The organism is Bradyrhizobium sp. USDA 4541 (genome assembly GCF_024171085.1).
Lineage (GTDB): Bacteria > Pseudomonadota > Alphaproteobacteria > Rhizobiales > Xanthobacteraceae > Bradyrhizobium > Bradyrhizobium australafricanum.
Map to the genome: position 1 here is coordinate 777,165 of NZ_JALJZF010000001.1, position 24,346 is coordinate 801,510.

At 65.4% G+C, this 24,346-nt stretch carries 25 protein-coding genes; 11 read left to right on the forward strand and 14 right to left on the reverse strand.

Annotated features, from left to right (window positions below):
• Positions 1-19: 19 nt before the first annotated feature.
• From J2R80_RS03740 to J2R80_RS03755, 4 genes are read right to left on the reverse strand one after another with little or no spacing between them, the layout of a single operon-like run.
• The gene (locus tag J2R80_RS03740; RefSeq protein WP_076832616.1) at positions 20-799 is read right to left on the reverse strand and encodes an ABC transporter ATP-binding protein; all 780 of its coding nucleotides are present in this window, start codon (positions 797-799) and stop codon (positions 20-22) included.
• A gap of 10 nt (positions 800-809) precedes the next feature.
• The gene (locus J2R80_RS03745; RefSeq protein WP_028336610.1) at positions 810-1,568 is read right to left on the reverse strand and encodes an ABC transporter ATP-binding protein; all 759 of its coding nucleotides are present in this window, start codon (positions 1,566-1,568) and stop codon (positions 810-812) included.
• Positions 1,565-2,716, reverse strand: coding sequence for a branched-chain amino acid ABC transporter permease (locus J2R80_RS03750; RefSeq protein ID WP_076832621.1), 1,152 nt, complete (start codon positions 2,714-2,716; stop codon positions 1,565-1,567). The genes J2R80_RS03745 and J2R80_RS03750 overlap by 4 nt, the downstream gene beginning before the upstream one ends.
• Positions 2,717-2,726: 10 nt before the next feature.
• Complete coding sequence (locus tag J2R80_RS03755) at positions 2,727-3,602, reverse strand: branched-chain amino acid ABC transporter permease (RefSeq protein WP_028336612.1); 876 nt, start codon at positions 3,600-3,602, stop codon at positions 2,727-2,729.
• A gap of 295 nt (positions 3,603-3,897) precedes the next feature.
• Here J2R80_RS03755 and J2R80_RS03760 point away from each other — a divergent pair, with 295 nt between their 5' ends.
• Both J2R80_RS03760 and J2R80_RS03765 read left to right on the forward strand, forming a co-directional pair.
• Positions 3,898-4,650: an ABC transporter ATP-binding protein gene (locus J2R80_RS03760; protein ID WP_076832624.1), complete on the forward strand. Its 753-nt coding sequence runs from the start codon at positions 3,898-3,900 to the stop codon at positions 4,648-4,650.
• The gene (locus tag J2R80_RS03765) at positions 4,647-6,164 is read left to right on the forward strand and encodes a permease (protein WP_076832626.1); all 1,518 of its coding nucleotides are present in this window, start codon (positions 4,647-4,649) and stop codon (positions 6,162-6,164) included. Before J2R80_RS03760 ends, J2R80_RS03765 begins: the two co-directional genes overlap by 4 nt.
• On the opposite strand, the gene J2R80_RS03770 is transcribed toward J2R80_RS03765, so the two are convergent.
• The gene (locus J2R80_RS03770; protein ID WP_076832629.1) at positions 6,148-7,098 is read right to left on the reverse strand and encodes an alpha/beta fold hydrolase; all 951 of its coding nucleotides are present in this window, start codon (positions 7,096-7,098) and stop codon (positions 6,148-6,150) included. The two genes, J2R80_RS03765 and J2R80_RS03770, sit on opposite strands and share 17 nt — an antisense overlap.
• 174 nt (positions 7,099-7,272) lie before the next feature.
• Between J2R80_RS03770 and J2R80_RS03775 the strand changes: the two genes are divergently transcribed.
• The gene (locus J2R80_RS03775) at positions 7,273-8,100 is read left to right on the forward strand and encodes an MBL fold metallo-hydrolase (RefSeq protein ID WP_076832882.1); all 828 of its coding nucleotides are present in this window, start codon (positions 7,273-7,275) and stop codon (positions 8,098-8,100) included.
• Between the two features lie 12 nt (positions 8,101-8,112).
• On the opposite strand, the gene J2R80_RS03780 is transcribed toward J2R80_RS03775, so the two are convergent.
• On the reverse strand, positions 8,113-8,736 hold the full coding sequence (locus J2R80_RS03780) for an ABATE domain-containing protein (protein ID WP_076832632.1): 624 nt from the start codon (positions 8,734-8,736) through the stop codon (positions 8,113-8,115).
• 90 nt (positions 8,737-8,826) lie between these two features.
• Between J2R80_RS03780 and J2R80_RS03785 the strand changes: the two genes are divergently transcribed.
• The 3 genes from J2R80_RS03785 (at position 8,827) to J2R80_RS03795 (ending at position 11,898) form a co-directional block, all read left to right on the forward strand.
• Positions 8,827-9,771, forward strand: coding sequence for an EamA family transporter (locus J2R80_RS03785; RefSeq protein WP_141340537.1), 945 nt, complete (start codon positions 8,827-8,829; stop codon positions 9,769-9,771).
• A gap of 133 nt (positions 9,772-9,904) precedes the next feature.
• Positions 9,905-10,954 carry an amidohydrolase gene (locus J2R80_RS03790; protein WP_076832638.1) on the forward strand — a complete coding sequence of 350 codons (1,050 nt, stop codon included), beginning with the start codon at positions 9,905-9,907 and terminating at the stop codon, positions 10,952-10,954.
• Positions 10,955-10,965: 11 nt separating this feature from the next.
• Positions 10,966-11,898, forward strand: a complete 933-nt coding sequence (locus tag J2R80_RS03795) for a GNAT family N-acetyltransferase (protein ID WP_253637991.1) — start codon at positions 10,966-10,968, stop codon at positions 11,896-11,898.
• 205 nt (positions 11,899-12,103) lie between these two features.
• Here the strand turns inward: J2R80_RS03795 and J2R80_RS03800 are convergent, their stop codons facing one another.
• The 3 genes from J2R80_RS03800 to J2R80_RS03810 all read right to left on the reverse strand — a co-directional run bounded on the left by J2R80_RS03800 (position 12,104) and on the right by J2R80_RS03810 (position 15,286).
• Positions 12,104-13,360 carry an aminopeptidase gene (locus J2R80_RS03800; protein ID WP_076832644.1) on the reverse strand — a complete coding sequence of 419 codons (1,257 nt, stop codon included), beginning with the start codon at positions 13,358-13,360 and terminating at the stop codon, positions 12,104-12,106.
• A gap of 114 nt (positions 13,361-13,474) precedes the next feature.
• Positions 13,475-14,836 (reverse strand): adenylosuccinate lyase family protein, encoded by a 1,362-nt coding sequence (locus J2R80_RS03805; protein ID WP_076832646.1) that lies wholly within the window; start codon positions 14,834-14,836, stop codon positions 13,475-13,477.
• 60 nt (positions 14,837-14,896) lie between these two features.
• Positions 14,897-15,286, reverse strand: coding sequence for a carboxymuconolactone decarboxylase family protein (locus tag J2R80_RS03810; RefSeq protein WP_083715163.1), 390 nt, complete (start codon positions 15,284-15,286; stop codon positions 14,897-14,899).
• A 136-nt stretch (positions 15,287-15,422) separates the two neighbouring features.
• On the opposite strand from J2R80_RS03810, the gene J2R80_RS03815 reads away from it, so the two are divergent.
• From J2R80_RS03815 to J2R80_RS03830, 4 genes are read left to right on the forward strand one after another with little or no spacing between them, the layout of a single operon-like run.
• On the forward strand, positions 15,423-16,382 hold the full coding sequence (locus J2R80_RS03815; protein WP_253637992.1) for a tripartite tricarboxylate transporter substrate binding protein: 960 nt from the start codon (positions 15,423-15,425) through the stop codon (positions 16,380-16,382).
• Positions 16,383-16,425: 43 nt separating this feature from the next.
• Positions 16,426-17,289, forward strand: a complete 864-nt coding sequence (locus tag J2R80_RS03820) for an NAD(P)-dependent oxidoreductase (RefSeq protein WP_253637993.1) — start codon at positions 16,426-16,428, stop codon at positions 17,287-17,289.
• Positions 17,286-18,266: a Gfo/Idh/MocA family protein gene (locus tag J2R80_RS03825; protein ID WP_057020103.1), complete on the forward strand. Its 981-nt coding sequence runs from the start codon at positions 17,286-17,288 to the stop codon at positions 18,264-18,266. The genes J2R80_RS03820 and J2R80_RS03825 overlap by 4 nt, the downstream gene beginning before the upstream one ends.
• A 6-nt stretch (positions 18,267-18,272) precedes the next feature.
• The gene (locus tag J2R80_RS03830) at positions 18,273-19,028 is read left to right on the forward strand and encodes a GntR family transcriptional regulator (protein ID WP_028337580.1); all 756 of its coding nucleotides are present in this window, start codon (positions 18,273-18,275) and stop codon (positions 19,026-19,028) included.
• Here the strand turns inward: J2R80_RS03830 and J2R80_RS43235 are convergent.
• On the reverse strand, positions 19,025-19,153 hold the full coding sequence (locus J2R80_RS43235) for a hypothetical protein (protein WP_016847287.1): 129 nt from the start codon (positions 19,151-19,153) through the stop codon (positions 19,025-19,027). The two genes, J2R80_RS03830 and J2R80_RS43235, sit on opposite strands and share 4 nt — an antisense overlap.
• Positions 19,154-19,540: 387 nt before the next feature.
• Here J2R80_RS43235 and J2R80_RS03835 point away from each other — a divergent pair, with 387 nt between their 5' ends.
• Positions 19,541-19,717, forward strand: coding sequence for a hypothetical protein (locus J2R80_RS03835; RefSeq protein ID WP_162832420.1), 177 nt, complete (start codon positions 19,541-19,543; stop codon positions 19,715-19,717).
• Between the two features lie 286 nt (positions 19,718-20,003).
• Here the strand turns inward: J2R80_RS03835 and J2R80_RS03840 are convergent, their stop codons facing one another.
• The 4 genes from J2R80_RS03840 to J2R80_RS03855 form a co-directional block, all read right to left on the reverse strand.
• Positions 20,004-21,458: a serine hydrolase gene (locus J2R80_RS03840; protein WP_253637994.1), complete on the reverse strand. Its 1,455-nt coding sequence runs from the start codon at positions 21,456-21,458 to the stop codon at positions 20,004-20,006.
• A gap of 219 nt (positions 21,459-21,677) precedes the next feature.
• Complete coding sequence (locus J2R80_RS03845) at positions 21,678-22,595, reverse strand: DMT family transporter (protein WP_253637995.1); 918 nt, start codon at positions 22,593-22,595, stop codon at positions 21,678-21,680.
• A 198-nt stretch (positions 22,596-22,793) separates the two neighbouring features.
• The gene (locus J2R80_RS03850) at positions 22,794-23,060 is read right to left on the reverse strand and encodes a hypothetical protein (RefSeq protein WP_141340539.1); all 267 of its coding nucleotides are present in this window, start codon (positions 23,058-23,060) and stop codon (positions 22,794-22,796) included.
• A 432-nt stretch (positions 23,061-23,492) separates the two neighbouring features.
• Positions 23,493-24,263 (reverse strand): SDR family NAD(P)-dependent oxidoreductase, encoded by a 771-nt coding sequence (locus J2R80_RS03855; RefSeq protein ID WP_168858220.1) that lies wholly within the window; start codon positions 24,261-24,263, stop codon positions 23,493-23,495.
• Positions 24,264-24,346 lie beyond the last annotated feature (83 nt).

A 24,346-nucleotide genomic window follows, 5' to 3' on the forward strand; every position in this document is an offset into this window, starting at 1 on the left:
TGCCAGCGCCCAGTCATTCTCAACGCCACGTCTTCTTCTTTTTCCAGCGCCGCTCGCCGCGCGCACCGGCTTCCTTGGCGCCGAGGTAGAACTCCTGGATATCGGGTGAATTCATCAGCCGCTCGCAGCTGTCGTTCATGACGACGCGGCCGATCTCCAGCACATAGCCGTAATGCGCCGTCTCCAGCGCGATCTTGGCATTCTGCTCGACCAGCAGGATCGACATGCCCTGCTCCTCATTGACGCGGCGGATGATGGTGAAGATCTCCTTCACCAGGATCGGCGACAGCCCGAGCGACGGCTCATCGAGCAACAGCAGCGTCGGCCGGTTCATCAGCGCCCGCCCGATCGCCAGCATCTGCTGCTCGCCGCCCGAAAGCTGCCCGGCCGGCTGGCCGAGCCGCTCCCTTAACCGCGGAAAATAGCCGTAGACGCGCTCGAGGTCCTGCGCCACACCGTCGCGGTCCTTGCGCAGATAGGCGCCCATCATCAGGTTTTCGCGCACCGACAGGAACGGAAACACCTCGCGCCCCTCCGGCACGTGGCTCAGCCCGAGCCTCACGATCCGGTCGGCCTCCATGCGCTGGATCGGCTTGCCGAGGAATTCGATCGAGCCCTTCTGCGGGTCGAGGATGCCGGAGATCGTCTTCAGGACCGTGGTCTTGCCGGCGCCGTTGGCGCCGAGCAGCGTCACGATCCGGCCGCGCGGCACCTCGAGGCTGATGCCGCGGATCGCCATGATCGGCCCGTAATAGCTTTCGATGTTGGAGAGTTTCAGGATGATGTCCGCTGTGCTCATGGCATCATCCTCATGCGCCGAGATACGCTGCGACGACGTCGGGATGGTGCTGCACCTCGGACGGCGAGCCCATCGCCAGCACGCGGCCGTAGTTCAGCGCGATGACGCGGTCGGAGACGCGGTTGACCAGCGTCATGTCGTGCTCGACCATCAGCACGGTGATGCCGAGCTCGCTCTTCATGTCGCGGATCCAGAACGACATGTCGTCGGTCTCCTCGACATTGAGGCCGGAGGACGGTTCGTCGAGCAGGATCAGCTTCGGCTCCGAGCACAGCGCCCGCGCCAGCTCGATCACCTTGCGCACGCCGTAAGGCAGTCCCGAGATCAGCTTGTCGCGGTAGGGCTCGAGATCGAGGAACTCGATCACCTGCTCGACGCGGCGGCGATGCGCCTTCTCGCCGGCGCGGACGCTCGGCAGGAACAATAGCTCCTGCCACAGCCGCGTGGTGGAATGGCGATGGCGGCCAACCAGCAGATTGCTCAGCACGGTCGCGTTCTCGAACAGCTCGATGTTCTGGAAGGTGCGGGCGATGCCGAGTTTCGCGATGTCGTAGGCCGGCTCCTGGGTGATGTCCTGATCCTCGAAGAAGATCTTGCCGGAGGTCGGCGGATAGATCCGCGAGATCAGGTTGAAGATCGAGCTCTTGCCGGCGCCGTTGGGCCCGATGATCGAGAGGATCTCGCCCTTCTCGACCGCGAAGCTGACCGCATCGACCGCCTTGAGGCCACCGAAGTGCAGCGACAGGTTCTCGGCGCGGAAATAGCTCATCTGTTCCGCTCCGATTTCACGTAGATCTTCTGCCGCTTGAAGGTTGCGCGTTTGTAGAGCGGGAACAGCTGGAAGAAGAGCTTGATCTTGAGCCAGCGGCCGTAGAGTCCGAGCGGTTCAAACAGCACGAACAGCACGATGATGATGCCGTAGATCGCGCCTTTCAGTCCGTTGGCGGAGGCGAAGGCTGCGACCGCGTCCTGGATATGGCCCGCGCGCTCGGTGCCGGCGCCGAGGGTCGCAGCAATGCCGCCGATCACGCCCGGCATATCGTCCTTCAGATAGGTCAGGAACGGATCGATCATGACCAGGAAGATCGCGCCCAGTACCGCGCCGTGCAGGCTGAACGTGCCGCCGATCAGGATCACGATGATGAACTCGATCGAAAGCTGCAGCGTGAACATCTCGGGCGAGATGAAGGAGAGCTTGTGCGCGAACAGCACGCCGGCAAAGCCGGTGATCGCCGCCGAGATCGCGAACGACTTCACCTTGTAGAGTGCGACATTGATGCCCATGCTGCGCGCCGCGGTTTCGCTGTCGCGGATCGCGACGAAGGCGCGCCCGGTCGGCGAGCGCAGCAGATTGAGCGTGCCGACGATGGTCAGCACCAGCACCGCAAGGCAGAGGTAATAGAAGGTCGGGCCGTCGCGCGACACCGTCGTGCCGAGCAGCTGCATGGTCTTGACCCGCATGCCCTCATTGCCGTTGGTGACGCTTTCCCAGCGCGCCAGGATCTCCTCGACGATGAACGCAAAGGAGATCGTCGCGATCACCAGATAGATGCCCTGCAGCCGCAGCGCCGGAAACCCGACCAGCGCGCCGACCACGCCGGTCAACAACCCCGCGGCGAGGAAGTAGACCAGAAACGGCACATTGAACTGCTGCAGATAGGCCGCGGTGTAGGCGCCGATCGCAAGAAACGCGGCATGGCCGAGCGAGGCCTGTCCGGTGAAGCCGGTCAGGATCAAGAGCCCGACGCCGACGGTCGCGTAGATGCAGACGAAGACCAGCTGGCTCATCAGATAGCTTGAGAGCACGTAAGGCGCGATCAGCAGCACCGCCAGCAACAGGCCGTAGGAATAGATGTAGCCCGAATGCGGGAACAGCTTGATGTCGTCTTCGTAATCGGTCTTGAAGAGAAACCGCATCCGTTGCTCCTCAGACTTTCTTCCGGACGTGAAGGCCGAACAGGCCCTCGGGCTTGAGCAGCAGCACCGCGAGCAGCACGATGTAGGGCGCGACGTCCTTCCATCCCTGCGGCAGATAGAAGCCGGCCATGCTCTCGATCACGCCGATCAGGACGCCGCCGACCACGGCGCCCGGGATCGAGCCGAAGCCGCCGAGCACCGCAGCCGGAAACGCCTTCAGCCCCAGAACCAGGCCGACATTGGAATGAATGAAGGTGATCGGCGCCAGCAGCACGCCGGCGCAGGTCGCGACCGCGGCCGAGATCGCCCAGACGATCGAGACCACCCGCTTGACCGGAATGCCCATGTAATAGGCAGCCAGCATGTTCTCGGAGCTGGCGCGCATCGCGGTGCCGAGCGTGGTCCGGTTGAAGAACAGATAGAGCAGCGCGCACAGGATGATGGTCGCCGCGATCACCGACAGCTTGTCGTAGGCAAGCACCAGGCTGCCGATCCGAAGCACGCCCTGGCTGAACGGCGTCTCGATCTTGAAGTCGTCGGTGCCCCAGATCATGCCGGAGACCGAGCGCAGGAAATAGCCGAGCCCGATCGTCGCCATGATGATGGAGAATTGCGGGTAACCGAGGATCGGCCGCACCACGAGCCGCTCGGCCAGCATGCCGAACAGCGCCATGCAGATCACCGCGCCGGCGAACCCGACCCAGTAATTCAGCCCGAGCATGCCGATGAAGGTGAAGGCGAAAAAACCGCCCAGCATCATCAAATCGCCTTGCGCGAAATTGACGACCTCGGTTGCCTTGTAGACCAGCACGAAGCCGAGCGCGATCAGGCCGTAAACGCAGCCGAGCGCGATGCCGCTGACGAGCTGCTGAACAAAGTCCAGCATCGTTCCCTCCCCGATGCCCGGCGATTCTTATCCGATCGCTCGTTGCATCCCGCCTTCACGCCCTTGTGTCTGGAGCGCCGAAAGCCGCCTATGTCCGCCCCGATTGAGCCAAAAGGCCCGATCCCTGTCAACAAACCGCTGTTGTCGCTGTATCATCACATTTGCGGAGATTTGCCGCAGCACGGACTAATACGGATATCACCTTTGATTTGCCCCGTGCGATTCACTGCACCGAAACGGTTTTTGTCCAAGCTTTGCGCAACCGACGAGCGAAATTCCGGATCGCCACCCCGCCATGACACCTGAACTGTCCGCACTCGCCGTGCGAGGGTTAACCAAGCGTTTTGACCGCCCGGCGGTCGACGCGCTCGATCTCACGATCCGTGTCGGTGAGTTCTATGCGCTGCTCGGACCGAACGGCGCCGGCAAGACCACGACGCTGCGCATGGTGGCGGGGCTATTGCGGCCCGATGCCGGCTCGGTGTCGATCCTCGGCATCGACGCGCTGGCCGATCCGGTCGCCGCCAAGCAGATCATGGCCTGGGTGTCCGACGAGCCGATGATCTACGACAAGCTGACGCCGCTGGAATATCTCGAATTCGTCGCCGGCCTGTGGGGCATCGATCCGCGCACGTCGGAGAGCTCGGCGCGCGATCTCCTGATGTCGCTCGGGCTCGAGCCGCATCTCAACGAGCGCTGCGAAGGCTTCTCCAAGGGCATGCGCCAGAAGGTGGCGCTGGCCGGCGCGCTGGTGCACGATCCCCGCCTGATCATTCTCGACGAACCGCTGACCGGCCTCGACGCGCTGTCGGCGCGTCACGTCAAGGGACTGCTGCAGAAGCGCGTCCGCGCCGGCTGCACCGTGATCATGACGACCCACATTCTCGAAGTCGCCGAGCGGATGGCCGACCGGATCGGCGTGATCGCGGCCGGCAGGCTGATCGCCGAGGGCACGCTGGCCGAGCTGCGCGCGCAGAACGGCCGCAACGACACCACCCTCGAGGACATGTTCATCGCGCTGGTCGATACCGAAGCGGCGGCCGCGTGAGCTCGGTCGCCCACCTCACCTGGTTCGCGCGGCACGAATTCCGCCTGGCGTGGCGCGAATGGCTGGCGATGATGACCGGCGGCCGTCGCCGGCGCAATCGCGCCGTGATCGGCCTTCTGATCTTCGCGGCGATCCTGCATCTGCCGGCTTATGCCGTGGTCAACCGCTATGCCGACCTGCGGTTTCCGCTCGACCCGTCGTCGCTGATCGTGCTGACCGCGACGATCTTCCTGGCCTGGGCGCTGATGCTCTCGCAGGCGATCGAGTCGGTGACGCGCGTGTTCTACGCCCGCGCCGATCTCGATCTGATCATGTCGTCGCCGGCAAAACTCACCAACATCTTCTCGATCCGGATCGCCGCGATCGCGCTGACGGTGAGCAGCATGGCGCTGTTGCTGTCGACGCCGTTCATCGACGTGCTGATCTATCTCGGCGGCCCGCGCTGGCTCGCCGGCTTCGGCGTCGTCCTTGCGATCGGGCTGTCGGCGGCAGCCGCCGCGATCGCCGTCACCGCGTTCCTGTTCCGCCTGATCGGGCCGAGCCGGACGCGGCTGGTAGCGCAGGTCGTCTCCGCCGTGATCGGCGCCGGCTTCGTCATCGCGCTGCAGGTCGTGGCCGTGCTGTCCTACGGCACGCTGTCGCGCTTTGCCTTTCTGACCTCGGAAACCGCGGCGCGAATTGCCCCCGCCCCCGACAGCCTGCTGTGGTGGCCGGCGCGGGCATCGCTCGGCGACCTCGAAATCATGCTGCTGCTGCTCGCCGCGGCGCTGGTGATGCTCGGCGGCGTGATGGCGCTATTCGCACCGCGGTTTGCCGATACGGTCGCCAGCGTCGCGGCCAATCCGGCTGCGGTGACGCGGGGACGCGCCCGCGCCTTCCGGGCCGGCTCGCGGCAGCAGGCGCTGCGGCGCAAGGAATTCTTGCTGCTGCGCCGCGATCCGTGGCTGCTGTCGCAGACCCTGATGCAGATGCTCTATCTGCTGCCGCCGGCGCTGATGCTGTGGCGCAGCTTCTCCGGTACGTCGACCGCGATCGTGCTGATTACGCCCGTCATCGTGATGGCCGCAGGCCAGCTCGCCGGCGGGCTCGCCTGGCTGACCATCTCCGGCGAGGACGCGCCCGATCTGGTGGCGACCGCGCCGCTGCCGCCGTCACGCGTGACCCGCGCCAAGGTCGAGGTGGTCCTGATCGCGATCGCCGCAATCTTCGCCCCGCTGGTGGCCGCGCTGGCGTTTGCCTCGCCAGGGCAGGCCGCGGTCACGGCGATCGCAATCCTCATCGCGACCGCATCCGCCGCCGCGGTCCAGCTCTGGTTCCGCGCACAGGCCAAGCGCAGCCAATTCCGCCGGCGCCAAACCTCCTCCCGCATCGCCACCTTCGCGGAAGCCTTTTCCTCGATCGGCTGGGCCGCAACCGCGGCGTTGGCCCTGACAATCCCGACGGCCGCGCTGGTCAGCGGCATTCTGACGCTGCTGACGCTTGCCATCGCCTGGAAGATCAGCCCGCGGCGCTAGCCTTCATCACCTCGATCACCGCCGAGGCAAACGCCTCGGGCGCTTCCTGCGGCAGATTGTGGCCGGCATGCGGAATCAGGCGATGGGCAAGGCGGCCGGTGTACTTTGCCGCGGTGCGACTGCCGTCGGTCGCGAACGTCACGCCGTCGTCGGCGCCGTCGAGCGAGATGGCGGGGACCCTGATGACAGGCAATGTGTCGAGCCGCCGCTGCAAATCCGCATATTGCGGATCCCCGTCGACAACGCCGTAACGGTGCCGATAACTGTGGATCACGACGTCGACATAATCAGGATTGTCGAACGCAACCGCGGTCCGCTCGAAGCAGGCGTCGTCGAACGCCCAGCTCGGCGACCATTGCGACCACAGGATTTTGGCGATGCCGCGCCGGTTGGCGGCGAGCCCCGCCCGCCCCCGCTCGAGCTGGAAGTAGTACTGATACCAAAGCGGCACCTCGCGATCAGGCGGCGCCGGCACCATCGCATGCGCGATGTCCTGGATCATGTAGCCGTTGGTGCAGACGAGTCCGATGCATCGTTCCGGCCACAGCGCCGCACCGATCGATGCGGCGCGGCCGCCCCAGTCATAGCCGGCGAACACCGCGCGCGCGATGCCGAGCGCGTCCATCAGCGCGATCAAGTCGGCGCCGACCGCCGCCTGCTCGCCCGAGCGCGGCGTCGCCTTGTCGCGGAACGCCGTCGGTCCGTAGCCGCGCAGATAGGGCACGATGACCCGACAGCCTTGCGCCGCCAGCATGGGCGCGACGTCCACATAGGAATGGATGTCGTAGGGGAAGCCATGCATCAGCAGCACGGCCGGCCCAATGGAGGGGCCCGCTTCGTAATAGGCGATGTTGAGCACACCGGCGTCGACATGGCGCAATGGCTCGAGCCGTTTGGTCGAAGGCGCGCGCTGCGAAGAGACGGTATCAGTCACGCAGAACTCCCTGATCTCGATCGTTTGCGCGGCATCCTAGCGTGTCCCGACGCAATAATCGCCCGGCTCGTGTTGCAGCCCGCGCCATGGAGCGATGCACGGGCCTCATCATGACGGCGCGCCAATTGCGCGCTACTCTTCCGTCCGCGGATGCCGCCGCAGACGGAACAGGTCATGCTGAGATTGCTCGCCGCGCTCGTCTTGCTGGGATCATTGACCGGTCACGCCTTCGCGCAGGACGCCCGGCGCAGCGAATGCCTGGCGATGGCAAATGCGCCGCCGCGCGCCGTTCCCGTGAGCTACCGCCGCGTCGCGGACAAGAACGCGACCAAGTCCGACGAAGTCGCGATCACCTATGCCGGCCATTCGACCTACTATATCGACACGCCCGGCGGCATCCGGATCGCGACCGACTACAACGGCGTCTATCGGACCGGGCGGCTGCCCGACGTCGCGACCATGAACCGGGCCCACGCGACCCATTACACGCTGTTTCCCGACCCCAAGATTCCCCACGTGCTGCATGGCTGGGGCGAGAACGGCCAGGCCGCGCATTACGCGATGCGCATCGGCGACGTCTATATCCGCAACGTCACCACCGACATTCGCCGCTACTGGGGCGAAGACCCCGGCGGCGAGATGATCAAGGACGGCAATTCGATCTTCATCTTCGAGGTCGCCGGCCTCTGCATCGGCCATCTCGGCCACCTCCACGTCAAACTCGACGACAGCCATTTCGCCGCGATCGGCCGGCTCGACATCGTGATGGTGCCGATCGACGGCACCTATACGATGTCGCTCGACGGCATCTCCGAGATCACCAGGCGATTGCGCGCCGCCGTCGTGCTGCCGATGCACCGCTTCGCCACCCCGCTCGACGAGTTCATGCGCCTGATCGGCCAGCAGTTCGAGATCGATCGCCGCGGCGGCGAGCGCACTTTGCGGATTTCGCGCGACACCCTGCCGGCGACGCCGACGGTGATCATCCTCGATGGGGTGTGAGGCTCAACGCACTCATTCCTCCGCCGCCTGGCTGCGCCGGTAGTGCCGCCGCGATTTGGCAAGATTGCCGCAATCGCCCATCGAGCACCACCGCCGGTTCTGAGTACGGCTCTCGTCAACGAACAACCAACCGCAACCCCGCTCATCCTGGCACTGCTTCACCCTCAGCGCACGGGGCCCGGTCAGAAGGCTCACCGCCGACCATGCGATCGGCTTGAGCAGCGTCTCGGGCGCAACTTTCCCGGCTGTCGGCAGCCACCGCAGGGTGTCGCCGACAGGTGCGAGCGCAACACCGCCCAACGCGGCTTCAAGGTATCGGTTGATATCGGCCAGCGCCGTCGGATCGATCCGGCCGCCTCCGATGCGGGCGATAAAGATCCTGTAGAGCGCCTCGCGCAGACCATGCGCCGCATTCAGAAAGGCATCGGCCTCGTGCGGTGAGGCTTTCCATCGCGCCCTGAGCTGCGCGGCGATCCGGCTATCCGCCAGTTCGGCATCGACCAGCCATTTCAGAATGGAATCCGAGGTCGCGATCCGATCCTCAACCAGGTCGCGGAGACGCCATGCGACCGTATTGACGAACTTGATGCTGAGCTCTTCCCGGGACGACGCCTCAGGCGAAGGAACGCGCGGCATGGTCCAGCAACTCCTCCGGAACGCATAACCCCTTAATGGGTTGGATTTGATAACCCATTAAGGGGTTAGAATCTAGCTCGGGAGCCCCGTATGCCCAAGCGCCTTTTGATTGTCGGCGCGTTCGCCGCCATCTATCTGCTTTGGGGTTCCACCTACTTCGCGATCGCGCTCGGCTTGAAGTCGATCCCGCCGTTCCTGCTGATGGGCCTTCGCTCGCTTGGCGGCGGCCTGATCCTGATCGCGCTGAACGGGGCTGACGTCACGCGCGTTTCGCGGTGGAACTGGCTGACCGCAGCACTCTGCGGCGTGCTGTTCTTCGTCGGCTGCCATGGTGTTCTCGCTTATGCCCAGCAATCGGTTCCGTCCGGCATCGCCGCGATCATGCTGGCTACGATCCCGTTCTGGGTGTTGCTCATCGATTTCCTGTATCCGCAAACCCGGCGTCCCGCGACCATGACGCTGGCCGCATTGCTGCCCGGCCTTGCTGGTGTGGCAATCGTGGGCTGGCAATCGGCCGAACAGGGCCATTTCAGTATCCTTCCCATTCTGCTGCTGCTCGCTGCGGCGTTCTCCTGGGCGGTGGGCACGGTGCTGTCGCGTCGGACTTCGGATCATGGTTCGCCAACATTGTCGTCAGGCATGCAACTGTCGATCGGCGGCGCGGTCCTGTTTGCAATCAGTCTTGCGTCGGGTGAACTGGAAGGCTTCTCGCCGCGCGACGTTTCGGCGCCCTCGCTCGCGGCCGTGATCTATCTCGCCATCGCCGGCAGCGTCATCGGCTTCACGGCATTTCGCTGGCTGCTCGACAATGTGTCGACGTTCATGGTCTCGACCTACATCTTCGTCAACCCGATCATCGCCGTGCTGCTCGGCACGCTGATTCTGGGCGAGCCGTTTTCCGTCACGATGTTGTTTGGAGCGCTTCTTGTCATCGCCTCGGTCATCATCACCTGGCGCACCGAGCAGGCATCGCCGGCGTCGGCGAGGCAAGCTCAGTCGATGACATGGTCGCGACCGGCAATACGGTCGGGGTGACCGGCACGCGCAGACGTACGCATGCCTCCTCAGGCAGAGGCCCGGTTTGACGCGCTCCTGCGCGGCTCGTTATCCTCCCCAAAGCCGACATCGTATCGGCGGCCGACAAGAGCAAGAACAGGGAGCATCATCCATGGCCAGCACTCTGCCCGCCTCCGCCAGCGGGCTCTATGCCAATCCGCGCGAAGACTGGCTCGCCCAATACACCGAGGAGATCATCGATCCGGCCCGTCCGATCGTCGATCCGCATCACCATCTCTGGGACCGCGGGGGCTTGCGCTATCTGATCGAGGAGATGCGCGACGACATCGCGTCCGGCCACAACATCGTGGCCACCGTCTATGTCGATTGCCGGTCGATGTACCGCGCCGACGGTCCGGAGGCGTTCCGTCCGGTCGGCGAGGTCGAGTTCGCCAACGGCGTCGCGGCGATGGCGGCGAGCGGCGGCTACGGCAAGGCGGCGATCTGCGCCGGCATCGTCAGCCACGTTAACCTTCTGATCGGCGATCAGGCCAAGGCGGTGCTGGAGGCGGAGATTGCCGCCGGCAACGGCCGGTTCCGCGGCATCCGCCACTCCTCGGCCTGGGATGAAGACCCCAACGTCGCGCATATGTACGCGAACCGTCCGAAGGGCATTCTGCTGGACTCCACCTTTCGTAGGGGGTTCGCCTGCCTGGCACCGCTCGGCCTCAGCTTCGATGCCTGGTTGTTCCACCCGCAGATCGGCGAGCTGACCGACCTCGCCCGCACCTTCCCCGACACTCGGATCGTGCTCGATCATTGCGGCGGGCCGGTCGGCACCGGCCGTTTCGCCGGCAAGCGCACGGAGACCTTTCCGGTCTGGCAGGCGTCGATCCAGGAGATCGCCAAATGCCCGAACGTCGTGGTCAAGCTCGGCGGGCTGGCGATGTGCCTGCTCGGCTACGACTTCCACCTCCGCCCCAGGCCGCCCTCGTCGGAGGAACTTGCTGCCGCCTGGCGGCCTTATGTCGAGACCTGCATCGAGGCGTTCGGTCCGGACCGTTGCATGTTCGAGAGCAACTTCCCACCTGATAAGGGGCAATGCAGCTACCAGGTCATCTTCAACACCTTTAAACGGCTTGCATCACAATATAGCGAAGCCGAAAAGACGGCGTTGTTCTTGAAGACGGCAAAGGATGTCTATCGGCTCGATATCGGGTAAGCTCTCGACTCATGGATGACGGCATCACCATCCGGCCGCTTCGAGAGGCTGATGCGGAAGCGGTGGTCGAACTTTACGCAAAGGCAGCCGCGGTGGAACCGCGGCTAGGCCCTGTCACGCTGCCGCAATGGGACCAGTTCCTGAAGCTGCCGCAGAACCGCGGCGGGCGCGACTTTCGCGTAGCCGAGCGCGATGGCGTGCTCGTCGGCCTCGCCGAGTCGTCGTTGCGCGACCAGGGCGCGCATCACACCCGATTCCTCAAGATCGTCGTGGCGCCCGAGATGCGCCGCCGCCGGATTGGCCTCGCGCTGTTCGACGAGGTGCTTGCGATCGACGCCGACGCCGATCTCACCGTTCAGACGCTGGTGAGCAGCGACTGGCCGGCCGGAATGGCCTTCGTGGCCGCCTTCGGCTTTGTTCATGTCGAGTCCGAGATCGGGATGAAGTGCGTCGAGCCGTTGCAGCCGGCGCGCACGCTCGCGGCCGCGCGCGCCACCATCGAGCAGGTCAGCGACGTCACCGCCTGCGCGGGCGAGGTCGCGCGCATCCATAACGCCGCCTATGCGTCGGATGCCGCCTTCCGCCTGTATTCGCCGGAGGAGATGGCGCAGGTCTTGACCGAGAGCGAAGTCTGGATCGCGTCGGAGGATGGACAGATGTCGGGCTTCTGCCTGACCGAGCCGGAGCGGAACTCGATGTGGATCGAGTCGGTCGCCGTCGATCCGGTGCGGCAGGGACGCGGGCTCGGCCAGCTGCTGGTCTATCGCGTGCTGGCTGCACATGATGTCTCGGTCGAGCACCCCTGCTGGCTCAACGTCTCGAGCCGCAATGCTCCCGCGCTGAAAATCTATCGGCGGCTCGGATTCAAGCCGCAGCACGAGACCTGCCGCTTCAGCGCGCCGCGGGGCGAGCTGATTGCCGCGCGGGGGCGGAGGTTTCAGTAGAGCGCGATGAGATTGGGTCGGGAGCGACGGCGACGGGATTGCGCTCCCTCGCCCCGTTCTTACGGGGAGAGGGTTGGGGTGAGGGGCCTCTCCACATATTCGGTGACAGCTGCATTCGCGGAGGCGCCCCCTCACCCGGATCGCATCTGAAGATGCGATCCGACCTCTCCCCGCACGCGGGGCGAGGTGAAGAGCGTCGGCCCCCTTACGCCCACTCGCCCTTGCGGAACACCGGCACGCTGCGACCGTCGGCATGGATGCCGTCGATATCGGTGTGGGCGGAGCCGATCATCCAGTCGATATGGATCAGGCTCTTGTTGCCGCCCAGCTCGGCGATCTGCTGCGGCGTCAGCTTGTCGCCATTAACGAAGCATTTCGAGTAGCACTGGCCGAGCGCGATGTGCGAGGCGGCGTTCTCGTCGAACAGCGTGTTGAAGAACAGCAGCCCGCTCTTCGAGATCGGTGAGGAATGCGGCACCAGCGCGACCTCGCCGAGGCGGCGCGCGCCCTCGTCGGTGTCGAGCACCTTCTTCAGCACTTCCTCGCCGCGCGAGGCCTTGGCCTCGACGATGCGGCCTTCCTCGAACTTGACCGAGATATTGTCGATCAGCGTGCCCTGATAGGACAGCGGCTTGGAGCTGACGACGTGGCCGCTGACGCGGCGGCAGTGCGGGGTGGTGAAGACTTCCTCGGTCGGGATGTTGGCATTGCAGACGATGCCGTTCTTGGCAGTCGACGCACCGCCCTCCCATTCATGACCGTCGGCGAGGCCGATCGTGAGGTCCATGCCGGGTCCGGAATATTTCAGCGCGTGGAAGCGCTGGCCGTTCAGCCATTCGGTGCGCTCGCGGAGCTTCGCATTGTGCTGTGCCCAGGCGGCGACGGCGCCATCCTGATCGACGCGGGAGGCGGAGAAGATCGCATCGGCAAGCTTGGCCACCGCGACGTCCTCGGCATCGTCGGGGAACACCTGCTTGGCCCAGGACGTGCTCGGATAGGCGATGATGTTCCAGTTGGTGTCGAAATTGACGATCTTCTCCAGTGCCGGCTGGTAGGCGATCGAATTGGCCTTGCTGGCGCGCGCCACCTTGACCGGGTCTTCGCCCGACAGCAGCATCGGATTGTCGCCGACGATCGCAAGCCGCGCGGTGTTGGCGCCGAACGCCTTCGCCATGCCCTCATAGAGCCAGCTTGCGGCGCGATCGAAACTCGCATCGTTGGCGTAGCGGTAGCGCGCCAGCGTGAGCTCCTCGTCCGAGAAGAATGGCGTCACGAGACCCGCACCGGCCTTGTAGGCATGCTCCACCACCCGCCGCACCAGCGGCATCGCTCCGGCGGGCGCCGTGAGCAGGAGATCCTGCCCCGGCTGCAGCTGCAGGCCGACCTTGATCGCGACTTCGGCGAGCCGGTCGAGCTTCACGGGATCGATCGATGCGGAAAGGTTGCGTTGATGTGCGGTCATGAAGCGCCGTGTCGTTTGAGGAACCCTTGGGATTCGTAGTCCAATTCGATCCGCATCCGCAAGGTTCCTGCCCGCCGCGCCCGATCACGCGACGGCGAGCAATTGCCTCGAATTTTACCGCTTCACCGAGGCCAGCACCCGGTCGACCATCTGCGGCGCCAGGCCGAGATAGTTTTTCGGCGCGGTGAGGCGGTCGATCGTCGCCCGATCGATCCGGCTGGCAACGCGATCATCCGCCGCCAGCGCCTCGGCCAGCGTCAGGCCCTCGTCGTTGGCGCGGCGGCAGGCGTCATAAACCACGTCATGCGCCTCCTGCCGGCCGATCGCGGGCGCGAGGCCCATCATCACGGCTTCGGCCACGATCAGCCCGCGGCTGATGTCGAGATTGTCGGCCATTCGCTGCTCGTCGACGATCAGACCGCCAAGCGCGAACCTCGCCTGGTGCAGCGCGCCCGCGGTCAGCACGAAGCTCTCCGGGATCGCCATCCATTCGGCGTGCCACGGACCGGTGGCGCGCTCGAAATCCTGCACCATCGCATCCAGCATCAGGCCGGCATGCTGGCGCACCGCCTTGGCGGCGGCGAGCATCAGCTCCGACGAGATCGGGTTGCGCTTCTGCGGCATGGTCGAGGACGCGCCGCGCCCCTTCACGAACGGCTCGTAGACCTCGGCGAACTCGGTCGACGCCATGATCATGATGTCGAGCGCGATCTTGCCGAGCGTTCCCGTGACCAGCGCGAGGAAATTCACCGCTTCGGCCAGACCGTCGCGCGCGACATGCCAGGTCGCGACGGGCACGCCGAGCCCGAGTTCCTCGCACAGCGCCCGCTGAACCTCGAATCCCTTGTCGCCGAGCGAGGCCAGCGTGCCGGCGGCGCCGGCGAACTGGCCGACCAGCACGCGCGGCTTCAGCTCCACAAGCCGCGCGGCGTGGCGATCGAACGCGGCTAGCCAGATCGCGGTCTTGTAGCCGAACGTCACCGGCAGCGCCTGCTGCAGATGGGTGCGGCCGGCCATCGGCGTGTCGCGGTATTTTTTCGAGAGATCGGCGAGGATGCCGCGCAGCGCACCGATGTCGTCCTCGATGATCTTCAATCCATCGCGCAGTTGCAGCACGACGGCGGTGTCCATGACGTCCTGCGTGGTCGCGCCCCAATGAACGTAGCGGCCGGCCTCGCCGCACTGCTTGGCCATCTGATGCACCAGCGGCAGGATCGGGTAGCCGACGACGTCGGTCTCCTGCCGCAGCAGATCGAAATCGAGCGCGGCAACATCGGTACGTTTTGCGATCTCCGCGGCGGCTTCAGCGGGAATCACGCCGCAGCGCGCTTCGGCCTTGGCCAGCGCTACTTCGACCTCGGCATAGCGCTCGATCAGCCGCAGGTCGGAAAACACCTCGCGCATCTCGCGCGTGCCGAAGGCATCGCGAAACAATACGGAATCAAGCACGGTGGTCGAGGTCGGGAAGGCGGACATGGGCAGATCCTGTTGCCGGTCGCGGTCGGCAACGTCCCTATCACGGCAGAGGCCGGTGCCCTACCCCTCCGGCGGCGCCTCGCCGAACACCTCGGCTGCGATCTTGCTGGTCTCGATCGCGGCCGGAATGCCGCAATACATCGCCACCAGCAGCAGCACGTCCTGCACCTGCGCGGCGGTGCAGCCATTGGCCAGCGCGCCCTTGGCATGGACGCGGAACTCGGCGGGCTTGCTGCTCGCCGCGGTGATGCCGAGCATCACGAGGCTGCGGATCTGGTCGGACAGCCCGCTACGCTCCCAGACGTCGCCGTAGACATAGGCATTGATGATGTTCTGCAGCGGCGTGCCGAAGTCACCCGCAGCCGCCATCCGCTTGGCGACATCGACCTCGCCGAACATCTTCTGGCGCCGGCGCAGTCCGCGCGCATGGAGATCGCTGATGTCCACCATCGTCGTCGGGCTCCCTGAATGGGCTATTTATACGGATAAATATGACACACCTCAACATTCCAGCGGGCATAACGCTTGCCTTTCTGATGTATTTGTCCGTATAAATTTGCAAAAGCAGACACGGGAGGAGACCGGGATGAAGTTACGGCTGGGGCTGCTCGCAGTCCTGCTTGCGACGCTTTCCATCCTGCCGGCTTTCGCCGCGGACGATTTCCCGCAACGGCCGCTCAAGATCATCGTGCCGTTCCCGGCCGGCGCCGGCCCCGACAACGTTGCGCGGCTGGTCGGCCAGCATCTGCAGGACGCGTTGGGCCAGACCGTGCTGATCGAGAACCGCGCCGGCGCGCTCGGCAGCATCGGCGCCCAGGAGGTCGCCCGCAGCGGGCCCGACGGCTACACGCTGTTGATGGGCACCAACACCACCCATGCCAGCAACGTCGCGACGCTGAAGAGCCTGCCCTACGACCCGGTGAAGGATTTCGCACCTGTCATCCGCACCACCACCACGGCGATGGTGCTGCTGGTCAATCCCAAGCTCGCGGCCAGGGACCTGCCGCAGTTCCTCAGCTACGCCAAGGCCAATCCCAACCTGACCGCGGGCTACGGTTCCGGCGCATCGCAGATCTCGATCGCCCAGCTGCAATCGCGCGGCGGCCTGTCGCTGGTCGCGGCGTCGTATCGCGGCGTCCCGCAGGCGATGACCGACGTGATGGCGGGGGTGATCGATCTCACCTTCGGCGACTTCTCGGTCGCGATCCCGCAGATGCAGGGCGGCACCTTGCGCGGCATCGCCGTGACGTCGGCGACCCGCAACGAGCTGACGCCCGGCCTGCCCGCGCTCGCCGAAGCGATGCCGGGCTTCGAGGCCACGATCTGGTACGGCCTGTTCGCGCCCGCGGGCACGCCGGAACGCGTGGTCAGCAAGCTCTACGCCGAGTGTGCGAAGTACCTCGCGATGCCGGAGACGCGGAAGAAGCTCGCCGATGTCGGCGTGATGGTGGCGCCGCTCGCGCCGGCCGAGTTCGGCGCCTTCGTCAGGAGCGAGGTCGTGCGCTGGTCGGCGGAGGTCAAGGCGGCCGGCATCCAGCCGCAATAAAGCGAGGCGGCGTCGCATCATGGCTTGCGAGACACCCGTTGGCATGATTGGCCTGGGGCTGATGGGATCGGCGCTTTCCGCGCGGCTGATCGACGCCGGCATCGGGGTGATCGGCTTCGACATCGACGCGGCGAAGACAGATGGCCTGAGAGCCAGCGGCGCCGAGTTCGCAGCGTTCGCCGCCGACGTCGCGGCGCGCTGCCGGACCATCGTCATCGCGGTGTATGACGCGGCCCAGGTCAGGACGCTGCTGCCGGACCTCGCCAACGCGACGCCGCCGCCGCGCGTCATCTGCACCACCACCTGCGCGCCGGGTGAGATCGTGGCAATCGCCGAATTCGCCTCCCGCTCGCGCCTCGCCTTCATCGAAGCGCCGATCTCGGGGACCAGCGCCGAGGTCCGGGCGGGCACGGCCACCGCGCTGGTCGCCGGCGATGCCGACATCATCGACGCCGCCGCGGCGACGCTCGATATTCTCTGCCCGCAGCGTGTCAATGTCGGCGCGATCGGCAATGCCAGCCGCACCAAGCTCGCCATCAACCTGATCCTGCAGAACAACCGCGCCGCGCTGGCCGAGGGCATCGCCTTTGCCGAAAGCCTCGGCCTCGACGGCGCGGCGTTCCTTGCGACCGCGCGGCAATCGGCGGCATATTCCAAGGTGATGGACAGCAAGGGGCCGAAGATGCTGGCGCGGGATTTCTCGCCGCAATCGCATATCGCGCAGACCTTGAAGGATGCCGAACTGATCCTGCAGGAGGCCGGCCGGCACGGCCTGCCCTTGCCGCTGACCTCGGTGCAGGCCGAACTGCTGCGCGCGGCGATCGTGCTGCAAGGGCCGGACAACGACAGCGCTGCGGTGATCGAGGCGATCCGGGCCGGCCGCGGCCACGGTGAGGGACAGTCATGATCAACTGTGCGATCGCGGGCCTCGGTCGATGGGGCCGCGCACTGGTCGGGGCCGCGCGCAACGAGCCGCGGCTCAGGATCGTCCGCGCGGTGGAACCCGACGCCAACGGCGCCGCCAGCTTTTGCGAGGCGCACGGCCTCTCCGTCGCGGCGAGCCTGGACGATGTCCTCGCCGACGCTCGCATCGATGCCGTGCTGCTGGCGACGCCGCATTCGCTGCACAAGGGCCAGGTGATCGCGGCAGCCAGCGCCGGTAAGCAGGTGTTTTGCGAGAAGCCGTTGGCGCTTCGGCGCGCCGATGCCGCGGAGATGTTCGCAGAGTGCCGCAGCGCCGGCGTGGTGCTCGCGGTCGGGCATAACCGCCGGTTCTGGCCGTCGATGCAGGCGCTGCGCGCGATCACAGCCAGCGGCGAGCTCGGCACCATCCTGCATGTCGAGGGCCACAATAGCAACGAGAACTCGCAGACCATCACGCAGGGCTGGCGGCTGTCGCCCGAGGAATCGCCGGGCGGCGGCCTGACCGGCGCGGGGCTGCATGTGCTCGACGGCTTCGTCAGCCTGCTTGGTCCCGCGCGCCAGGTCTATGCCCGGTTGAGTGCGCGCGAGGCCGGACCGCCGCCGCTCGACACTGCAACCTTGGCGATTGAATTTGTGAATGGCGTGAGCGCAACCCTTGCGACAATTCGCGCAACACCGTTCTATTGGCGCGTGCATGTGTTCGGAACGAAGGGATCCGCCGAGGTGCTCGACGAACAGACGATGGTGCTGCGGAAATCCGGCGAGGCGCCTGCGACGACGCGCTATCCGGCAATCGACACCCTCACCGCGGAACTATCGGCCTTTGCCGACGCCGTCGAAGGCAAGCAGCCGTTCCCGGTGCTCGAGGCAGACGTGCTGGCGACGCTCGCCGCGTTCGAGGCCGCGCTGCAGTCGATGCAATCGGGACATCCGGTCGTCTGCCATACGGCATACCAGTGATCCGCCATGTCTGAACAACCGGACCGAGCGCGATCGTCCCGCTACCGCGACATCGCCACCGGACTGCAGAAGGACATCCGGCTCGGCACCTACGCGGTCGGCAATCTGCTGCCGACCGAGACCGAGCTGATGGCGAGCTATCAGGCCAGCCGGCAGACCGTGCGCGAGGCGCTGCGCATCCTGATCGACCAGGGCCTGATCGTGCGCCGCGCCGGCCTCGGCTCGGTGGTGATCGCATCCGAGCCGCCGGTGCTGTTCACCCACAGTGTCAAGTCGCTCGGCGAGTGGCTGCGCTATTCCAACGAAACCTACCGCGAGGTCGTGGCCAGCAGCGACATCGTCGCCGACCGCAAGCTGGCCGGGCTCTTGAAATGCGAGCCCGGCAAGAGCTGGTTCCTGATCGAGGCGGTGCGCCGCTCCGACCAGTTCGCAGCCCCGCTCGGCTGGGCCGAGATCTACGTGCTGCGCAGGTTCGCCGATGTCGTGACCCGGCCCGACCACGGCCGCACCCCGGTGCATGAGCAGATTGCCAGGATGTACGGGCAGGTCACCGAGCGCGCGCAGATGGAAATCTTCGTGCGGGGCATGCCGGCGCCGATCGCCAGGGCGCTCGGCGTCAAGACCGGCTCGCCGGCACTCACCGTGGTACGCCGCTACTACGGCCAGCGCGAGGAACTGTTCGAGGTCACCATCACCACGCACCCCGAGGGGCGCTACACCTACACAATGGATATGCAGCGCTCGCTGCGGCCGAAGCTCTAGCGCACCCGGGCCAGATGGGTGCTGGCAGAGGTGTGTGCCGTCTGCGGGGTGCCGCTCACGCCCCAGATCGCGACCGCAATCAGCGCGGCCGCCCAGACATAAGGCACAGCATTCAACTTCTTCATTTCCGGGATCATCCCCAACGTCTCAGCAGGACCGACTGACCTTGCGACCCTGGTCGTGAATCTCACCACCGCGGTCCTCAGCGTCTCACCAGGCAGCCGTCCTTCACAACGCTACTAAGGTTAGACCTTGTCGGTTTCAGGACGCCTTCGTGCGAATCCGGAAATGATTTCGTCGGAACCGGGCTCTCTCATCCGAATTGATGAGACCGTAGGCCAATCGAGGTCGGCTTCATTCGAGGCAACACTTAAGAGAATTTTCTGCCCAAATTTGAGTCAGACGCACAACAAACCTTCCAAAGATGCGCCCACTGAATTCTTTTTGATTGTCGCCCCGACTCCCGCCGTGCGATCAGGGCCTGTGACACTGTGATGACAAGGGCTTCTCCCGTGACTGCCGAACCGGCCAAACCGCAAGGCGACTCCCGTCGCCGCTCCAAGGAAACCCAGGACGAGGTGGCGCGGTCGCTGGAACGGGAATTGAAGCTGCTGACGGAAGAGCGCCAGGAGCGCGCGCTCCGGTTCGGCCTCGACATTGCGGGCAAGACGCCGAAGGTGGACCAATAAGGTCGCCGCCGCGCTGAGAGCCTCGGGCGCATAGTTTCCTTAGCATTGTCGATTCGCGCGGCCGTCTGCCATGGCCGGTGTGCGTGTTGGCGTACGCCGGTCGTGATTTCCTGCGGCCATGCCGGCGAGGTCGCTGCGCGGGCACGACGCCTTCTGCACTATTGCAACGACCAGTCCCAGCTACAACGTCTGCAGCGGCTTATGGGTCCCGGCCTTCGCCGGGACGACGCGAAGGAAGCCGAGCTTCACGTGCCCGAAATGGACAGGGACGCGGCCCGCGCTCGAGCTATTGCGAGCCCGGCGCTTCAGCGTCGGCCTTAACGTCACGGCCGAAGCGATCCTTGCCGCTGAGCCGGGCCTTGCCGCCATCGAACGACAGCAGCCATCGGCGGTCGGTATCGCCGCCGACCAGACGCAGATCGATCGCGAATGTCTGGTTGTCCTGCCACGTCCCTTTCAGCGCCATCACGCCGAGCGCCGTCGGTTGACCGAGACGGTAGGCACCGTCGAGCCCGATCGGTCCCGCCAGTGTCGTCACCGGCCTCGCCGAATCCGGCGTCGCCGTTTCGAGTTCGTAGTGCGCGGGCCGATCCGTCAGATGCAGCGTCAGTGCCCGCAAATTGAAGCCATTGGCCGGGAAGCGCCAGGTCTTGCCGGAGATGGCGGCGGCCGTCTCGGGCACGGCACCAACCGTCGACAGCTTCTCGGTTGCGATATCGCGCAACGCGCCCGCGAGCTGATTGCCGCCGACGGAGTTCACCGGCAGCGCCGTGTCGGATTTGACCGCGCCCGAAATCTCGTCGGCCATTCTGCCGAACGAGCAATAGTCGCGCGCGGTCACGACGGTGACGATGTCGAGCGCGGGAAACAGCATGAGGAGCTGGCAGCGGTCGCCGACCGCCATGACAACCTGCCGCTGCGGCATGACCCAGAAGAAATTGGCGTAGCGCAACGATGAGTCGAACGAGGCGTGCATCTCCGTCGTCGCATGCCTGATGCGGTCGACCCAGCCGGTCGGCAGCAAGCGCTGCCCGTCCCATTCACCGTCATGCAGATAGAGCAGACCGATCCTGGCCGCGTCGCGCGGCGCGAGCTGAAGCCCGCCGCCGCCCTGCGTCAGTCCGGGACCGATGCTGTGCCAGTACGGCGCGGCTATCCCGAGCGGGCGAAACAGTTTGGTCACCGCGTAGTCCCGCGCGCTCATGCCGGTGAGCTTGTTGATGATCGCAGCCAACAGCTGCGCATTGCCGGTGTTATAATCAAACGCCTCGCCCGGCGCCTTCGCCATCGGGCGGTCGAGGATGAACTGGATCGCATCAGGGCTGCGCCCCCACTCGATCAGCGAGTCCGGTCGGCCACCCTCAACGCCTTCGGTCCAGGCCATTCCCGAGGTCATGTCCAGCATGGTCTGGACCGTGATCGCCCGCTTGCGGTCGTCGAGATTGGCGATGCTGCGATCGCCGAAGAAATCCACCATGCGATGGTCGAGGCTGTCGAGCACGCCATCCCTGAGCAGCATCGCGACCAGCGTGCCGGTCACCGCCTTGGTGACGGAATTGAACAGATGCGGGATCTCCGGCGTGTAGGGCGCATAATAGGCGTCGAGCACGATCCGGCCGTGCCGCGCGATCAGAAGGCTATCGAGACTGTGGTCCGCGCCAAAATTGACGAGCCGCGCCAGCGCAGCGGAATCCATCCCCTGCTCTTCCGGCGTCGAGGTCTGCCCTGCCAGGTCTGCCACTGCGAGGTCTGCGGCATCGGCTCGGCGGCGCCTTGCGCCCGGGCTGCGCCCGACAAAGCCGAAGCTGCAAGCACGAGCCCTGCAAGCATCGGCAGCGCCAAACGTTGAACTTGCATCGGCGTCTCATTGCGACACGGCGGAGAGCCGCACCATCCGCGATCCCTCGCTTGCTTGTCAATCGCCGCCGCGACCGCGCGCCAATCAGGACGGGCAAGCCGTCTAGCGCTGCCGCTGCGCGAGATAGAATCCGGCCAACACGGCGGCCAATCCGGCCGCCTGCAGCGTGGTTGGTGGCTCGCCGATCAGGAGCCATCCCAACAGCAGAGTCAGCACCGGCACGGTCGCAGGAAATACGGCTGCGCGGGCAACGCCGAGGCGCTGGATCGACACCGCGAACAGATACATCGCCGCGGGCCCGGCCAGGATGCCCTGGGCGATGGCCTGCAGCGTGTTTTCATGCAGGCCGATGGCCGCATCGCGAGCGAGCCCACCCGAGGCGGCATAGAGTGGAAACAGCGAGAGCGACAGCACGCTGATGACGCTGGCCACGGAGAATGCCGAGACACGCCAATAGCGCACCAGCGTGGCGAAGCCCGCGAACATCAAGCCGGTCGCAACGAAGATCAAATCGCCGATCACGGCGCTCGGCCCCATATGGCCGATCGACTCGCTGCCGATCACGGCAAGGCCGACGACGATGACGACAGCGCCGGCCGCCCGCGAGAGCGAGACCGATTCCTTCAGCAAAACGACCGCGAGAAACAATCCACCCAGCGTCGCGCAGGACGGCTGGATCACGCTGCCATGCCCCAGCGGCACGAACATGAAGCCGGCATAGCTGATCAGCGACATCACCGGCCCGCCAAGCAGCATCAGCGCCATGCCGCGGCCCCAGCCGATGCCGCAGAGATCGCGGAGGCCGGCGCGCACAACGAGCGGCAGGAAGACGATGCCCGACCACAGGAAGCGATGCATCAGCAGGTCGACGGGTGTGAAACCGACCTTGAGGCCGTGTCGGGTCGCCACGAAGCCGAGCGCCCAGCACAGCGCCGCACCGAGGCCGCAGGCAACCCCGAGCAGGATGGCTTTCGTATCCGGAAGGGCTGCGGCCTTGGCGCCGGCCGTGCGTTCGCTCATCGCGAACGACTACGTTAGTGCCGGAAGCGGATCAACCCATCGATACGCACGGCTGGTTGGCGCAAGCCAGCCAGGGTCCGCTTGGATCAAGCTTTGACGTCATTCCGCGCTGCCGCGATGTCCGTTTGCTGCAAAGGGCGAGCTCGAGGGCCGGTTCACCCTAAGGGAAGCTGGCCTTTCACAGACAAGACGTGGGACCTACTTCCGCGGTTCAACCACGGTTTTTGTCGATCCGTCCGGCGCTCCCTGCATTCCCGGCGGGCTTTGACCTTGCGGGCTTTCCGGCGGCGCACCACCTGATTTTGTTTCAAGTGGCCCGGTCCAACCTTGTGGCTGCAATTGACCTTTTTCTTCCGGTGCCGAGCGCCCGGTTGCCGTGTTCACGTCCTTGTTGGGATCGGCCTGGGCTAGCGCGAATCCACACGACAACGCCCAGCCAATCGTCGTCATCAGAATGATCCTCATTCCGACCTCCCTTGGCTAATCGTACCAAACAGGCTGGACCGGCTTCGGTTCCGTTTGCCGAAGTAGGCGACCAAAACCGGCGTCAAACGATACCCGCTATGGGTCCAGCAGCGGACGTTCGGATGTGGAGCATCAATCTTAAGCCGCGGGCGAGCCGCTGCGTTGAGGAAACAGCCGAGGTGCCCCCTCAGGAAGTAACCCGCAAGCCTGGAGCACGCCGTAGACGAGCGCTGCTAGAATGATGAAACCGACAATGCGATTGAGTTTGAACACCAAATCTCGAAGCTCTTCGTTGCCAAGCGCCATATTGCCCGAGATGCATCACTCGCAGCAAGAGCACCGAGGCCACGAAGATCAACGCCGCCATCATGCCGCGATGATCGAATGCTTGTACAACCGGGCCACCAACGTAAACAAAGGCCCTTCGGAAGATCAGGCGGCGCTGTAGCCGCCGTCGACCACGTGCGATGCGCCGGTCATGAACGACGCCTTGTCCGAGCACATCCAGACCACGGCTTCGGCGATTTCCTCGGGCACGCCCAGGCGACGGACCGGCACCTTGGCGATGATCTCGTCGTAGCGTTCATCCATCGTCTCCTTTGTCATCGGCGTCTTGATGTATCCGGGATTGACGCAATTCACGCGAATGCCGTCCTGGGCATATTCGATCGCGGCGGACTTGGTCAGCCCGACGACACCGTGCTTGGTCGCGACATAGTGGCCCGACGTGGCGAGACCGACCAGGCCTGCGATCGAGGCCGTGTTGACGATGGCGCCGCCGCCGCCTTGCTTCAGCATTTGCGCGACCTCGTATTTCAGGCACAGGAACACGCCCATCAGGTTCACCGAAAACATCTTGGCCACCGAGGCTTGCGTGAGTTCATGAATGCGCTGGCCGGGCGGGCCGACGGAGCGCCCGGCAACGCCGGCATTGTTGAACGCACAATCGATGCGCCCGAACGCCGAAACCGTGCGGGCCACCATGTTCGCGACCTCGGCCTCGTCGGTGACGTCGCCCTGGATCGCGATCGACTGGCCGCCGGCGGCATTGATCAGCGCGACCGTCTCCTCAATGCCGTCCTTCGAGAGGTCCGACACCGCCACGCGCGCGCCTTCACGCGCCATCGCGATCGCCGTCGCCCGGCCGATGCCGGAGCCGCCGCCCGTCACCAATGCAGCCTTGCCGTCCAGAATGCCTGCCATGAGAAACTCCTCTAAAGCGCGACGCGATCGAATCGAATCGTCATCGCGCTCTTTGCTCCCTGTTTGAGCATGATCTTGCCGGA